Here is a 14,303-nt window from a genome sequence, read left to right as displayed (position 1 = left end):
CTTATGGCACGCAGCACATTCAAGACACTCTTTTATATCAACCGCTCCAAAGAGAAAAAGAACGGCAAATGCCCGATTATGGGGCGCATCACCATAGACGGTGAGCAGGTGCAATACAGCACGGGAAAGGAAACCGCTCCCGAACTTTGGGACAGTCGCAAGGGACGGTGCAAGGGAACGAGCGAAGAAACAAAGGAAATCAACCGCTATTTGCAAACCAAAGAGGAACAAGCCAAAGGCAAGTACCAAGAAATAGTCTGGCAACGTGGTTATATCACGGCTGAAGTTCTGAAGCGTGAACTCATGGAAGAAGACAAGCCCAAAGGTTTTCTTTTGGAGGAAGCCCGACTATTTATTGAGGAAAAGCGTCCTTGTGTGGGAATAACGGTTGCCAAGCCGACCTTCGCCAACTACATCTATGCCACACAACTCATAGAGGGTTATCTGCGTGAACGCTTAGGATTAGAGGATATTCGTTACTCTCTGTTGGACTATGGCTTTATTGAGGGGCTGGACTTCTACCTCAAATCAGAACGCAATCTCTCTCTTGCCACCATTCAGATTGTGGTCATCTTCCTAAGAAAGCTCATCGGCATCGGTCAGCAGAAGAAGTGTATCCGCATTGATCCGTTTGCGGATTACAAGGCAGAACTCCCACACCGCACACGCAGGTATCTCACAACGGAAGAATTGCAGCGGGTATTGCAAACACCCATCATTGACAAACAATTCGAGCGAGCAAGACAACTCTTCCTTTTCTGTGCCTTCACCGGTTTGGCTCGTGTAGATATGCAACGGCTCATGCCGAAACACATCATCCATAATGCAGACGGTACGGAGGAAATCCGCATCAAAAGGCAGAAAACCAATGTGGAAGCGATTATCCCACTTCTGCCCATTGCCAAACAAATCCTTTCGCTCTATATCAAGGATAAGAAAGCGGACGACTTGATATTCCCCAATCTCACAATAAGGAAAGCATCCTTTGCATGTGTGAACATCGGGCAGATATGCCGGATAGATAAGGGCTTGACCTTTCACATGGCTCGCCACACATTCTCAACCACGATTTGCCTTTCCAATGGTATTTCGATGGAAACGCTCAGCAAGATGCTCGGACACAGCAATATCGGTACGACACAAATCTACGGAAAAATAACCGACCACAAGATACAGGAGGATATGACTGCACTCACCGATAGAGAGCATTCAGCCTTTGAAGGCTATTGTGAGTCAATCGCAAGGTAGAGTGCAGTGCAGCAACAAGCATAAAAAGGAAGTAATTGCCAAACATTTATTATTCACGATTAAAAACCAAACGATTATGAAAGAGAACAACAAACAGGAACTTTCCTACTTTCGATTGAAATTGGAAAGCTATATGAGTGAGCATCACCCCGAGAGATTGCAAGATACGGAGTTTATCACCGCACGGGCAGATATGGCTCTCACAGCTTACTGCGATGCCGTGGCGCAAGGCTTCACGCACCCCGAAGCGGAGAGCATGGCAAGCGAAGTCTTGTATCAGGGCTTGCACTTTTCCAAGTATGATACGCTTGTATCTGTGTTGGAGAACGAGTTTGAAAGGGAACTGCCTGCACCGCTCCCAGAGAAACTCGTACCTATACTGTTGTCGAACAAGGCTATTCAAACCATATTCGACAAGTTCGGTTTGACGGACACATTGGCTTCTGACGAGCAATACGACCGTCTTTACACCGAACTCACAGGCACGATAGTGCTGCTCACCAAGAGTAATCATCTGCCAATAGTCGGTCAGACGGAGGAGGTAAGCCAAAAGACGTTGTAAGCGAAGGCATACGCAAAGTCCCTGAAGCCGTTTCTTATCGTGCAAAGGTACAACGGTAGCCAATCTGCCCTGACAAGGTCAAGTCCTGCGGATGGAGAGAAGAATCTCCACCGCAGGATTTTTCTGTTTCAAGTTGGTATTGCCATATTCAATATCCGTGCGGTCGTATTCATCTCTCCCAACCTTGCAGGGCAGGGCTGCCGTAAGAGAGTATAAGCACGACAAGAAAACGGCATACTCAGGCTCTTTGGACGCAAAGCGTAACAACCAACAACAGATAGGACTGACGATAATACGGACAATCTGTTGTTTGTACAATTTGTTGTCATGACTATCTGTTGTCAAAACTATATATCGTCAAAATAATCTATCGATAAAACTATCTATCGACACTTCGACATCTCGATTTGTCGAACTATTGATTCATCGATAAAACAACAAAAATAATAAAAGGAACGAGCCGGCACCTCATCTCATTACCGCAATAACACAGATGGATTTCCTTTGGCTTTTCTCTTGTTTTCTCTCTATTTCCCTGCTTATCCTCATTTCTTGCAGCGGTGCTTCCGAGGGTTTACTTTTGCACTCGATAAGTACGGCAATGGACTGCATAACAGTTTGTTTGCCGAGTAACAATAAAGTAATCAAAACAAAATTAAGGCAATGAAACTCATTATCATCGACCGCAAAGCGTGGGAGCGACACCACTCCGAATTTGCAGACTTTATCCACAGTATCGAACAACTCATCGGCAATCCGCCAGAGACCGAGCAATGGCTCGACAACGAAGCCGTGTGCAAGCGTTTGGGCATCAGCAAACGTACCCTGCAATCCTATCGAGATACGGGAAAAATCCCTTTTTCAATGATTGGACACAAGTGTTATTACAAGGAGAGCGACATCACGGAGTTACTGAACGCAAACAATGAATGAACTCAAACAATGAATGAACTATGGAAGAGAATGAAATTATTACGCAGCAAGCCCCACAAATGCAGATATTTTCGCAACTGATGGAGGGTACATTGAAGAAATTGGAGCGTTATTGCGCCACAGTACGTCCGATGTTGGGCGGAGAGGTCTACCTTATAGGCGAGGAGGTTTGCAAACTTTTACGGTTGAGTCCTCGCACACTTCAGGACTATCGGAACAATGGTACGATTGCCTACTGCAAAATCGGGGGAAAGATACTCTACAAGCAGAGCGACATACAAGCCATGCTTGAAAAACACTATTACCCAATACCAAAGAAGTGAGGCTAATAAGACAAAATGTGTCGCAAGCAGTCATAACCGAAGTCAAGGGTATAGTCAAGAATTCAAATGGTCAGTAAGTTAGTTTTAACTCTGGTCAAGATTGACTTACTGACCAAATTACAGACTTAACTCAGTTGATAAGTCAAGAAGTTAATAAGTCGAATGGTCGATAGATCAATTGTTCGACAGGTCGATAAGTTAATAAGTCGTCAAGTCTGAACTTCGGTCAGAAAATATCAGTAGGTAATACCAACTACAAATGTATCATTTCTTGCTACAGCAAGGTGTGTCTTTGTCCCACAAATTGCCATTTGTCCCACAAAGACCCTTGCCCCGAAGGGGGATTAAATCACTCCAAAGTTGTGATTAAAAACAATGAAAAGACAGAAATCCAAGAAGCCCGATAGCAGACGTGCCACCTGCCCACGATGGGACAGATGGCACATCAGGATACCTAATTCTGAAGACCAGCAGAAAGTTTTAGACCTCTACCGAAGGTCTGGTGCTGCATCAAAAAGTGATTTTGTCCGAGCAAGACTCTTGGGAGAATCTTTTAAGGTTATCGTAGAAACCCCCTTGGCAGCTCCTTACTTAGAGAGGCTTTCGAAAATCGTTGCCTTGACGAATAAGATAGGTATACTTTACAATGAAGCCGTGAAAGTCCTCAATGCTTATCATTCTATCGCCACTGCTCAACGAATGCTAGATAAACTCGAAACCTATTCCCAAGCTCTTATCAGACTGCAACAGCAAGCCGCGCAATTGACAGAATTGTTTGAGAGAAGACAGAATTGAAGGCTGATAAATCATAATTTAGCGACACCTGATTATTCATCAGCAATGGTAACAGTTCGTCGCGCTGCTTAGTTAGATTTTCATTTTCCTTCTGAATCTCCAGCTGCTTATCATTGATGGCAGAAATTCTTTCTTCCCATGTGTCTAATAGCTCATCATTAGGTTTTAGAATTGGGAACTTCAAAACATCTTCGCGAGAAACCTCTTTGAAAGTTGTTCCTGTGCCTAATTGCTCAATCTGTTTTATGTGAGCTTGTATATAATAATACAAATAAGTCGCTTCATTATCGTTTTTGGGAACAAAACTCTTGAAGCCCTGATTGGTAGACAATTCTGTTTTTGCAATAGCCAACAAACCAATGGGGGCTCTACTTGACATCAATACAGTATTTGATGGAAGAAGATGGGTGCTGCATGATTCGTAACCTTTATTAGAAATGTTACGTTCCCCTTGATATATGAACTTTTGCTGTTGATTAGACAAGTCTTTTGGTGTAATCCAAACGACATCACCACCGTAGTTTTCTTCGTCGGCGGTCGACGGTGTTGCGCCGTTATACACTTCTACAACATCATCTATGGTCTTAACAGCCCATGAAGATGGAATATCTCGTTTTAGTTTCTCATTCCAAGCCATCTTGCCACCACTGGATTTGTATGGTTTTCCATTCTCATCTGGGAAATCAAACTGCACAAACCAGTAGTCATATAGTTGCTTTGCAAGGGCTTCTAAATTATGATTTAATCTTTCTATGTTCTCCGAAGTTTTCGTTATTATGGTATGTCACCAAAATAATAATTAGATGAAAGAGAAAATAATAGAGAACATTCTTGCCGAGATGTCTAATATTTTGGATATAAGGCAACAAACAAGATTGCGAGAAGTATTGAAAACCACCTTTGAGCAAGTGGTAATGATGCCAGCTGAAAGTGAAGAGCAACAACGAGAGCAAGCTAATGGTGAACTACTGCAAGCCTTTATCTCTGCCAAGAAAATAGAGGGTTGTTCAGATAAAACGTTGTGCTATTACCAATCGTCCATAGAAGCCTTATTGAGAAGTGAACAAAAACGAATAGGTGAACTCGAAACAAACGACATTCGCTCCTATCTTGCTCGCTATCAAGAAGAACGTGACTCAAGCAGAGTTACGATAGACAACCTGAGACGCATATTTTCCAGCTTCTTTGCGTGGATGGAGGATGAAGACTATATCGCTAAAAGCCCTGTACGCCGTATTCACAAAGTGCGTACTGAAAGCCTTGTCAAAGAAATAATAAGCGATGAACACATGGAGGTGTTGCGTGATACCTGCTGTGAAATCAGAGACTTGGCGATGATAGATTTGCTGGCCTCTACGGGGATGCGTGTAGGCGAGTTAGTAAAGATGAACTGTGAAGACATAGATTTTCACGAACGCCAATGTGTTGTCTTTGGCAAGGGCAACAAGGAGAGAGAAGTCTATTTTAACGCACGGACAAAAATACATCTTAAACGGTATCTTGAAAGTCGAACAGACAAGAACCCTGCCCTGTTCGTATCTCTGTCCTTACCCCACAACAGGCTGACTATAGGAGGGGTAGAAACACGTTTACGGCAACTTGGTAAGCGTGCAGGGCTGAACAAGGTGCATCCGCACAAGTTTCGTCGCACCTTAGCTACGATGGCTATTGACAAAGGAATGCCTATTGAACAGGTGCAGCGGCTATTAGGACATGTAAAGATTGATACTACCCTACATTACGCTATGGTAAATCAAGTAAATGTAAAAATGGCACACCGAAAGTATATAGGCTGATAGTTGGCATTTTATCTTTGATTTCTTCGCCATTTTGCTTTGGGAACTGTATCTTTGCAGTAAAATAGGAGCAAAAATGAAGTTATCAGAGATTATTGATGTTTTTATAGCAGGAGATTGGGGCAATGAGTCTCCAAGTTTAGAAGCCCCTCATGCAGTTTCTTGCGTGAGAGGAGCAGACATCGTGCCCATAAGTAACAATGAATTTGCCAATATTCCCCTTCGTTATGTCTCTGAGCACTCATTTCAACAGAAATTGCTACAGGTAGGAGATATTGTTATAGAGAAATCAGGAGGAAGCCCCACCCAATCAACAGGACGTGCCGTGTATATCTCTCAAGCCCTGCTCTCCGCATCAAAGGATGTTGTTTGTTCTAATTTCTGCGTTGCTTTTAGAGTAAAAGAGGGATGGAACTCATTCTTTATCTATCAATATTGGCAGTATCTGTATAATAGTGGTGTGTTTTTTAACTTTGAAGGGAAAACATCAGGTATAAAGAACCTCCAATTGGATATAGCCCTCTCTGCCATAGAGATTGAGCCATATCCAATTAAAAAGCAAATATCCATAGCCAACTGCTTAGAAACTTTTGATGAGAAAATTACCCTTAATCGTGCGCTAAATCATAATTTAGAAGCGATAGCAAAGCAGCTTTACGATTATTGGTTTGTGCAGTTCGACTTTCCCAACACTGAGGGCAAGCCGTACAAAAGTAGCGGTGGAAAGATGGTGTGGAATGAGAAGTTGAAGCGTGAAATACCAGAGGAATGGCATTGTGGAAATCTCTTTGAGATTGCAACATTTACCAATGGCTTAGCTTGCCAGAAGTTCAGACCGAAAGATGGCGAAGTACCATTGCCTGTTATCAAAATACGGGAAATGCACGATGGCATATCTTCTGATACAGAAGAAGTCTCGCCTAATATACCCGAATCGGTAAAGGTATATAATGGCGATGTGCTGTTTTCATGGTCAGCATCATTGGAAGTTATGCTTTGGGCTTGTGGTCTTGGCGGACTTAATCAGCACATCTTTAAGGTTACATCTGCTAATGACTTCCCAAAGTCATTTTACTACTTTCAACTTTTGAATTACGTGGATGTCTTCAAGAAAATGGCAGAAGCGAGAAAAACAACGATGGGGCATATTACGCAAGACCATCTACAGCAAAGTACAATCGCCATTCCTGATAACAAAGACATTGTAGACAAATTCGAGAAACGAATATCTCCCATCTTTGCACAGATGGTCAAACTACAAGAAGAAATACAACAATTATCTAAGCAGCGAGACGCATTCTTGCCACTTCTAATGAACGGTCAAGTGTCGGTAAATTATGATTTATCGCACGATTGATTTCTATTTTACGGTCGAGATTTGCGAGCATGGATCCGATGCGTTTTTGCTCATTCAATGTTGGGAGAGCAACATCTACACTTAGCAATATATCCGGATTGATGCGTTTATGGCTTCCTGATGTATTGCTATTTATTCCGCAAAGGTAATTAGTCAAGTAATCAGATGCTAACAAATAGTAGCAGTATTGATAATCTATAAGATCTTCATTTATTACCAATGGTAGAAATTCTGTAGAACACAATTTGTTGGGAATATTATTATTAATTCTCCATATACGCTTAAATCGAACATTCAGTTTGTTAAAAAGAATGCAACGAGTGGGTACTACATATTTATTACTTTGAATAGTTTCACTTCCTGCAGTTTCAGGCTCTTGACCATCATCAAAAGAAGGCAGACTATAGAGTTTATAAGTTATTCCTGCTTGTGGGATTACAGACATGGATGAGATAGATAAAACTTCTCCGAGCTTAGATTTCTTCATTGTCGTTTAGATTAAAAGGGAAGCCCGTCATCAGAAATCGCCTCAGGCTTATTATCAACTGGTGGATAATTAGATTTATAGAAATTGAGGAGAAATAAACCAACAGTGGTTGTTGCATTGACGACAAAGTAAGCATATACTGCATCTTTAATCATTAAATCTCCATCAGTTTTTCCATGAAATTCCGTCTTATCGCTACGTAAATCCTCTATCGCTTTCCCTGCATTTATTAGAGAACTGGCTAAAGTCTTTATCTCTTTGGGGAGATTCTCATTACTCTGCAATCCGAATGCCTTGCAGATATTCCCAATGAGTTTTGTCAGGGTCTCTTTTTCACCCCATGTTACATTTATTCTTGAATCCTTCAGAATCTCCTTAATAATGCTTTCAAGAGCTGAATTTGCTAATCCGATAGCAAGGCTTGGATCTGTCTCTACATTTCTAAATGCCTTTTCAAAGGTTAGGCTTGCTGTTTCATAACTGGACTTTAATTCATTTTTGAAAGTTGGTACGCTTGGGATATAATCAGGAGTTTCTATCCCCAAATCAATTGCAATCTTCAGTAATGTTTCGCCATCAACATTATGGAGTGTCTTTGAAGCATCAATTTTCTTTTTTGCCTCGTCTCTATAGTATATGTGGAAGTTCTCCCAGAAATAATTAAAATCATCGTGTTCCTCTTGATGCCATTTATTCAGATATGCTTCCACATTTTCATAACTTGTAAATTGTTTAAATAGGCTGTCATTTATCTTTTGAACAATATCCATTTGATATTTTGGAGAGATACTTTCAATCATAGCAATTTCTTTAATTCGTCAATACTTGGCAGAGCTTTACGCAGTTTCTCAGGCATTTCTGCGGATGTCTTATAGGTTGCCACTCCCATAGGCTTGTCATATTGGCGCACCATATACTCTGCGTAATTCTTGTTTGCGCTTCGGCAAAGCACAATGCCTATCGTTGGGTTTTCATGCGGTTTGCGTATCTTGTCGTCAGCAATGGCAAGATAGGCATTGAGCTGTCCAAGATAGGAGGTTTTGAACTCTCCTGTTTTCAATTCGATTACAACCAAAGCATTGAGTTCTCGATTAAAGAATACGAGGTCGGGGAAATGCTCCACGCCATATATCTCCATACGATATTGATTGCCTACAAACGCAAAGTCGTGCCCAAAGGTCATAATAAACTTCTTGATATTGTGGATGATTTGCTGTTCCACCACACGCTCGTCTATATCCGCGGCATCACGTTCTCCTATTTCCTCAACATTGATGAAGTTTAGCAGATACTCATCCTTAAACGCCATAACCGCCTTACGTGCCAAATCTCCTTTACTGATAGTGGCTGTAAAGTTGTTGGGTATATCGGACTGATGGTGGTAGTCGTCGTTAGCCATCGCCTTCTTCAGAGTTTCCACTGACATGTGTTCCTCGGCACAGCGATGGATATAGTACAAACGTTCATCAAACGACTTAACTTTGGCAAGAATACGTGAGTGATGGGTGAATGGAACCTTGAAAAAATCGTCTATTGGAAAACCTGCCGAATTTGTGAATTGCAATTCACGAATTGGCAACTGGAAATCTTCGGTATTATCTAAATCGTGAATCGCAATTAACGATTTATCCTTTTCTTCTTCGGCTTCCACAGATGTAGCATCCAATTCTTTCCATTCTTCATAGAAGATACGCATCAGTTTAAGACTATCTGCTGAATATCCTCGCAGTCCTGGCAGTAATTGGCGCAATCGGGTACTTATAGCTTCCAATGCACCGGTCCCCCAAACTCCTTGTCGAGTGTTAGCCGAAACATATTTGCCCACACTGAAATAGGTTGCCAACTGAATGCGATTAACACCTTTGGCTGCTTCATACTGTCCTTGCAGAATAGCGTTCTTTATGGTTTCAGCCGCAATTTCGTATGCTTGTGATATATGATGTTGCTCCATAATCTATTTTACTCGTTAAATTTCAAACTATCCAACTGGCGCATGATTTCGTTTTCAAGCCTGTGGCTTTCGGCAAACTGTTCTGTAAGCGTCTGACGGAAAGAAGCTATGCGAGCCTTGAATTCTTCTTCGGTAATATCCACATAGTCAATCTTGATGTCAAAATACTGACCTGCGGAGAAACTATAGCCCTTTTCTTTAATCTCGTCAAATGAAGGTGTAACAGAGAAATCCTCTACGGCTTCTTTGTTGCGGAAAGTTTCTACGATTTTATCTATTTCCTCTGCACGTAATTTTGTTTTCTGTATGCCATTGTCTTTAATAGTCTCTCCAAGCTTGCTTGCATCTATCAATACAGGTTTATCCACTCCTGACTTGTCAATGAAAACAACGCTTACATTTGTTCCTGTATTGGCAAAGATATTACTTGGCATACTCACAACGCCACGCAAAATAGATTTTTCTCCATCTACCAAATGCTTATGAATTTTGTAAGCGATACCGCTCTTGGCTGTGATGAATCCCGTAGGGACAACGATAGCCGCTTTGCCATCATCTTTCAGACTGTAAAGCAAATGTTGGAAGAAACAGAGATAAATCTCCATCCCCGCCTTGTTCTTGTTGGGGATATTGGACACCCCAGCGAAGAAACGGCCCTTATAGGTGTCGTTCTTCAAATCGCTATGATAGTCGGAGAAGTCGAGTTTGAAAGGTGGATTGCTGACTATATAGTCAAACTTCCGCAAAGATCCATCCTCGTTCTTATGGAACGGGTGTTTCAATGTATTGCCCTGTATGACATGTGTGAGCGAGTGGCTCATGCTGTTGAGTATCAGGTTCAGCATCATCATCGTAGAAGACTTGTCGCTGATGTCCTGTGTGTAAACCGTACAGTTCTGCTCACCTATAGCATGAGCCAAGGCGATAACCAATGTACCCGTTCCAGCGGAGGGGTCGTAGCAGGTAACACTTCTCACATCTTCAGATGGGGCAACAAGCAGTTTTGCCATGATTGCGGCAATGGAGTGAGGGGTGTAGTATTCAGCATAGTTACCCCCACCATTGGCATTGTAATCCTTGATAAGGTATTCGAATATCGTAGAGAAGAAATCATAGCCTGCTTCAAAAGCATTCTCGAAGGAGAAACTTGCTACATCGCCAATTAGTGAACGACAGAAAGCATTTTTCTTGTTCGTACCACCAGACACCACATCTGAAATAGGCTTCATAATGGATATTCTCGTTTCGTCCTCATTGAGAATATAGAAAATCTCCTCATTTTCATTGGCGATACTCTCCAATGTGGAATCAAACAGCTCCGCAAACTTATCCTCATTCTGCCTTTTGGCAAGGAAAGGTATCAGATGTTCTTTTTTCAGAATGATAGTGTCAAACATACTGTCGCACATTTCCTCGTATTCATCTTCGGTCATAGCATCCAAAGCCGCAAAGAAATCATCAGCCGTTGCCAAATCAGGCTTTTCTTTCTTTGCCTCGTAAATAAACTTGTCGTTGAGGAACTTATAAAGGAAAGTTTCTACGATGACTACATATTCGTTGCCACTTCCTGCCAAGCCGTTATTGGTTGTAGTACTCTTCAATCTGTCAATAAGAGCATACGTTTGCTGTTTTATATCTTCTATATTGCTCATGTTTTTATCTTGTTACTTGGTATTCTCTGTTGATAACCTCACTTACATATTTCCGAACTTCACGGTCGGTGTTGATTTGCCCTTCTTTGAAATGGCGTGTAACATATGTAAGTATGTTTCTCTTGAAGTAAGCGGGTACTTCAAGTATTGCCTGATTATGGAAATACACATCATCCACATCATCCTTGATGGCAAGGAGGATAACGGTCATTTTCTCTTTTTCTTCTGTCCAAGCATAATTACGAGGCGATGTCTTATGCTCAATCTCTTCCTTGTCTTTTTCTTTCAGGCGTTTCTCCACTCGCACGAACTTTGTATCACCATTATATTTAATGGCTTCCAAGGCATCACGCTCGTTCAATCGCTTGATGCGCTTCAAAATATCATTGACATTCTGGACTTTATCGTGCATATTGAACTCTTCCTGTGATTCCATTTCCTTCCTGCGGAAAAGTCTGAGAAACTCTTCCAAAATGGAGCGGTATTCAGGGTCTTCGGTATCCATACATGCTTGCAACTGTCTACGTGCATGCTCTACCGACTGCCTGTATTGCTCCTGTATCTCCAACTCTCCCTCTCCCCGTTTCTCAAAGGAGAACTCGATGTTCTCTAAAGCCACGTTAAGAAGTTGGCGAGTATTGGATTTCTTGTCAGCATTATCAATAAAGCCCAGCAAGTCCAAACGATTTCGGGCAGCTTTTATTAAGTTGTGGATGTCACTAATTTCAACGACAGCCTCTGCCTCAGAACCTTGTGCGGTAAGCATATTCTGCAAGCTGCGCATATCTTCAAGTGAACGCACAATGCTGCGGACCACTTCTCGGTCGTCCTCCATGTTGAGTTGTCGGGAGAATATCTCAGGATTCCCCAACTCGTAGGGGTCAAGCACTTTTCTTGCCTCATCAACTCTTGATTTGGCTTCCTCCATAGTTACAAGAAGCCGGTCGGTATGCTTGAGGTTGTCTTTCCCTACCTCATGCTCAAGCTCCTCTTGGTATTCTCGGTTGGTCTTGCTGTATTCCTCCTCTATGTTGGCAAAGTCCACCACATAGCCATACTTCATTTCTTTGTAAGGTCGATTGACACGGGTCAGCGTCTGGAGCAGGTTGTGCTCCTTAACCATACGGTGCAGGTAGAGCTTCTTTAGACGAGGTGCATCAAAACCCGTTTGAAGCATTTGAAACACAATAAGCAAATCTATCTTACCGTCTTTGAAAAGTTCTATCCACTTTGCTCTTGTTTCCTTGTCAAAACTGTCATAGGTTATCAGTGCCGCACGATAGCAGCTTTTTCTGCAAGGGGTCTTCTTGATCTCCATCTCTCCTGCGCTAATACTGCGATATACCGTTGCTCCATCCTCGTCCCTTTCATTGTCAAGTTCGGTTTCATCGGCATACTTTTCAAGGAAAAGCCTGTACATCATTTGCGCTTGCTCCTTGCTGTTGCATACCACCATACCACCCAAAGTGTTGTCTTCGTTTTTGATACGAAACTGCTGCAAATCATTTATCACATAGTCAAGGAGTGGCTGAACGTATGTTCTGTGTGCATATACATCGCTTTCCTTAACGCTATGAGCCTTTACGCGAATGCTGTTCAAAGCCTCTTGCAACCTGATTTTGTAATTGGAGCCAATATCTTCCCGTATCAGGCGACGCGTATAGCCGTCCGCAATGGAGGCATTGTAGAAATAAGTGTGTATGTAATCTCCAAAAATGTTTTTCGTGTTGTATTCCTTGCTGATGATAGGTGTACCCGTCAAAGCTATTTTCACAGCATTGCTGTCGCTGGATATAAGATTTTTCAGGAAACATCCATCAGGACTGTAATTGCGGTGCGCCTCATCAATGAAGTAGATGCGCTGCACAGGGACATTATAGGCGTTCTTTGGCAAAGCCTTTGAGTCGTTGGAAAACTTTTGTATATTCACGACGGTTATCTCTGGCTTGCCCTCTCTGTTCTGTGTGGTCAATCCACTGCTGATAATCTTTGCGAAATCATCTTTTGTTTGCACCGAATTGACTTTGAGCCCCCTATATGAAAACTCTCTTTGGGCTTGTATCATCAAGTCCAAACGGTCAACAATGAAAAAGAATTGGGGAACAATCCCTTTCGAGGAATAATAGTCCGTCAGATACTTTACGTTGTAAAAAGACAAGGCAGTCTTGCCACTTCCTTGCGTGTGCCAAATAATACCCTTTGTCTTTCCAGCTTCCAAATGGCGTTCAATGGCTTTGGTCGCAAACAGTTGCGGATAGCGCATAATATGCTTTTGGAGTCCATTTGTGTAATCCACATAGGCAATGCCGTATTTCAACAGAAAGTGGAAGCGATTGAAAGAGAACAGACTGTCGCACATACGCTTGGTTGGGGTATTGGCAAGGCAATTTGTTTTGTACTCACTGCTGTTCTTGTATTGAGGCACATTGTTGTCACGCAACAGGATTTCCTCCTCTTGCAGGGTTACTTGCCGAATGTGCCGTTCTATGGGAAAGCTGTCCTGTCCTTCCTCACGGAAACAGTTGTATCTGGTGTTTTTCTTACCGATTGTGGCATAAAAAGCACCGATAGTTGGAGTTACCTCGTTGTTGTCGTATTCCATATCGTTGCTGAATACCATAATTTGGGTAAGGTTAAGAAAACGCCTGTATTTAGAATTTACGAAGCGTTGTTTCATACGGTCAGTTTCCGCCTGTATTCCTTTATGATTGTTTTCTTTCTTTACTTCAATAAAAGCCAAAGGCAACCCATTAACAAAAAGGGTAATGTCCGGGCGATAGTTGTCACTATCCTTATCGCCACATGTCATTTCTGTAGCGACTTGGAAAGTATTGTTCTTGTAGAAATTTACAGGTGAGGACAAGTCTATAATTCGCTCACCTGTATTGAGCAGGATTTCATTATAGAATTGTCGTCCCAAATCATCATTCATTAGTGAAGACTGTATTTTTGCAAGCAGCTTTCCAGCCGTTCCGTTTTCTACATTTGGATTGAGCTTATTGTAGGCTTCCGTGAAATAGTCTGTCAGAATATTCGTGAGAGGGTCAAACTCCGTCTTAGGAGCAATGATATACTTTGTTTTCAGACCTTTAAGGGAAACATACTTGAATCCCATGCCCATAAGGTGCATAAGAGTTGGAAATTTCACTCTGCTGTCTTCGCTGAAAACCGACTTTGATATTATTTCTTCCATACCTGC

At 42.1% G+C, this 14,303-nt stretch carries 13 protein-coding genes and 1 pseudogene; 7 read left to right on the top strand and 7 right to left on the bottom strand.

Features of this window, described 5'->3' with window-relative positions; translation table 11 throughout:
- The first annotated feature begins 3 nt into the window (after nt 1-3).
- Both C7120_RS07105 and C7120_RS07100 read left to right on the top strand, forming a co-directional pair.
- Nucleotides 4-1,248 (top strand): site-specific integrase, encoded by a 1,245-nt coding sequence (locus C7120_RS07105; RefSeq protein WP_107620942.1) that lies wholly within the window; start codon nt 4-6, stop codon nt 1,246-1,248.
- A gap of 76 nt (nt 1,249-1,324) precedes the next feature.
- Nucleotides 1,325-1,810, top strand: a complete 486-nt coding sequence (locus C7120_RS07100; RefSeq protein WP_107621428.1) for a DUF1896 domain-containing protein — start codon at nt 1,325-1,327, stop codon at nt 1,808-1,810.
- A gap of 78 nt (nt 1,811-1,888) precedes the next feature.
- Here C7120_RS07100 and C7120_RS13765 read toward each other — a convergent pair whose 3' ends face one another.
- Nucleotides 1,889-2,155: a hypothetical protein gene (locus C7120_RS13765; RefSeq protein WP_146154209.1), complete on the bottom strand. Its 267-nt coding sequence runs from the start codon at nt 2,153-2,155 to the stop codon at nt 1,889-1,891.
- A 318-nt stretch (nt 2,156-2,473) separates the two neighbouring features.
- Between C7120_RS13765 and C7120_RS07095 the strand changes: the two genes are divergently transcribed.
- From C7120_RS07095 to C7120_RS14145, 3 genes are all read left to right on the top strand, one after another.
- Nucleotides 2,474-2,743: a helix-turn-helix domain-containing protein gene (locus tag C7120_RS07095; RefSeq protein ID WP_107620941.1), complete on the top strand. Its 270-nt coding sequence runs from the start codon at nt 2,474-2,476 to the stop codon at nt 2,741-2,743.
- Between the two features lie 20 nt (nt 2,744-2,763).
- Nucleotides 2,764-3,066 (top strand): helix-turn-helix domain-containing protein, encoded by a 303-nt coding sequence (locus C7120_RS07090; RefSeq protein ID WP_107620940.1) that lies wholly within the window; start codon nt 2,764-2,766, stop codon nt 3,064-3,066.
- Between the two features lie 375 nt (nt 3,067-3,441).
- Nucleotides 3,442-3,861 carry a hypothetical protein gene (locus C7120_RS14145; protein ID WP_107620939.1) on the top strand — a complete coding sequence of 140 codons (420 nt, stop codon included), beginning with the start codon at nt 3,442-3,444 and terminating at the stop codon, nt 3,859-3,861.
- Here the strand turns inward: C7120_RS14145 and C7120_RS07080 are convergent.
- A pseudogene (locus tag C7120_RS07080) lies at nt 3,803-4,609 on the bottom strand (restriction endonuclease subunit S); the annotation flags it as partial. The gene C7120_RS14145 and the pseudogene C7120_RS07080 overlap by 59 nt on opposite strands.
- A gap of 55 nt (nt 4,610-4,664) precedes the next feature.
- Between C7120_RS07080 and xerA the strand changes: the two are divergent.
- Nucleotides 4,665-5,657, top strand: a complete 993-nt coding sequence (gene xerA / locus C7120_RS07075) for a site-specific tyrosine recombinase/integron integrase (RefSeq protein ID WP_107620937.1) — start codon at nt 4,665-4,667, stop codon at nt 5,655-5,657.
- A gap of 76 nt (nt 5,658-5,733) precedes the next feature.
- On the top strand, nt 5,734-7,014 hold the full coding sequence (locus C7120_RS14140; protein WP_107620936.1) for a restriction endonuclease subunit S: 1,281 nt from the start codon (nt 5,734-5,736) through the stop codon (nt 7,012-7,014).
- Here C7120_RS14140 and C7120_RS07065 read toward each other — a convergent pair.
- The 5 genes from C7120_RS07065 to C7120_RS07045 are packed head-to-tail and all read right to left on the bottom strand — an operon-like array spanning nt 6,938 to nt 14,297.
- Nucleotides 6,938-7,501, bottom strand: a complete 564-nt coding sequence (locus C7120_RS07065) for a restriction endonuclease subunit S (protein WP_107620935.1) — start codon at nt 7,499-7,501, stop codon at nt 6,938-6,940. The genes C7120_RS14140 and C7120_RS07065 overlap by 77 nt on opposite strands.
- A gap of 11 nt (nt 7,502-7,512) precedes the next feature.
- Nucleotides 7,513-8,301: an abortive infection family protein gene (locus C7120_RS07060; RefSeq protein ID WP_107620934.1), complete on the bottom strand. Its 789-nt coding sequence runs from the start codon at nt 8,299-8,301 to the stop codon at nt 7,513-7,515.
- Nucleotides 8,298-9,452 (bottom strand): YhcG family protein, encoded by a 1,155-nt coding sequence (locus C7120_RS07055; protein WP_107620933.1) that lies wholly within the window; start codon nt 9,450-9,452, stop codon nt 8,298-8,300. The genes C7120_RS07060 and C7120_RS07055 overlap by 4 nt, the downstream gene beginning before the upstream one ends.
- 8 nt (nt 9,453-9,460) lie before the next feature.
- Nucleotides 9,461-11,104, bottom strand: coding sequence for a class I SAM-dependent DNA methyltransferase (locus C7120_RS07050; protein ID WP_107620932.1), 1,644 nt, complete (start codon nt 11,102-11,104; stop codon nt 9,461-9,463).
- Between the two features lie 4 nt (nt 11,105-11,108).
- Entirely contained in the window at nt 11,109-14,297 is a 3,189-nt protein-coding gene (locus C7120_RS07045) for a DEAD/DEAH box helicase family protein (protein ID WP_107620931.1), read from the bottom strand.
- Between the last annotated feature and the right edge of the window lie 6 nt (nt 14,298-14,303).

It is taken from the genome of Prevotella sp. oral taxon 376 (assembly GCF_003043945.1).
Lineage (GTDB): Bacteria > Bacteroidota > Bacteroidia > Bacteroidales > Bacteroidaceae > Prevotella.
This window is presented reverse-complemented; position numbering and strand designations above follow the sequence as displayed.

What these genes read in the sequence shown, in the direction of transcription:
- C7120_RS14140 (WP_107620936.1), top strand. Translation starts at nt 5,734, where the DNA reads ATGAAGTTATCAGAGATTATTGATGTTTTTATAGCAGGAGATTGGGGC.
- C7120_RS07050 (WP_107620932.1), bottom strand. Translation starts at nt 11,104, where the DNA reads ATGAGCAATATAGAAGATATAAAACAGCAAACGTATGCTCTTATTGAC.
- C7120_RS07065 (WP_107620935.1), bottom strand. Translation starts at nt 7,501, where the DNA reads ATGAAGAAATCTAAGCTCGGAGAAGTTTTATCTATCTCATCCATGTCT.
- C7120_RS07060 (WP_107620934.1), bottom strand. Translation starts at nt 8,301, where the DNA reads ATGATTGAAAGTATCTCTCCAAAATATCAAATGGATATTGTTCAAAAG.
- C7120_RS14145 (WP_107620939.1), top strand. Translation starts at nt 3,442, where the DNA reads ATGAAAAGACAGAAATCCAAGAAGCCCGATAGCAGACGTGCCACCTGC.
- C7120_RS07095 (WP_107620941.1), top strand. Translation starts at nt 2,474, where the DNA reads ATGAAACTCATTATCATCGACCGCAAAGCGTGGGAGCGACACCACTCC.
- C7120_RS07105 (WP_107620942.1), top strand. Translation starts at nt 4, where the DNA reads ATGGCACGCAGCACATTCAAGACACTCTTTTATATCAACCGCTCCAAA.
- xerA (WP_107620937.1), top strand. Translation starts at nt 4,665, where the DNA reads ATGAAAGAGAAAATAATAGAGAACATTCTTGCCGAGATGTCTAATATT.
- C7120_RS07100 (WP_107621428.1), top strand. Translation starts at nt 1,325, where the DNA reads ATGAAAGAGAACAACAAACAGGAACTTTCCTACTTTCGATTGAAATTG.
- C7120_RS07045 (WP_107620931.1), bottom strand. Translation starts at nt 14,297, where the DNA reads ATGGAAGAAATAATATCAAAGTCGGTTTTCAGCGAAGACAGCAGAGTG.
- C7120_RS07055 (WP_107620933.1), bottom strand. Translation starts at nt 9,452, where the DNA reads ATGGAGCAACATCATATATCACAAGCATACGAAATTGCGGCTGAAACC.
- C7120_RS07090 (WP_107620940.1), top strand. Translation starts at nt 2,764, where the DNA reads ATGGAAGAGAATGAAATTATTACGCAGCAAGCCCCACAAATGCAGATA.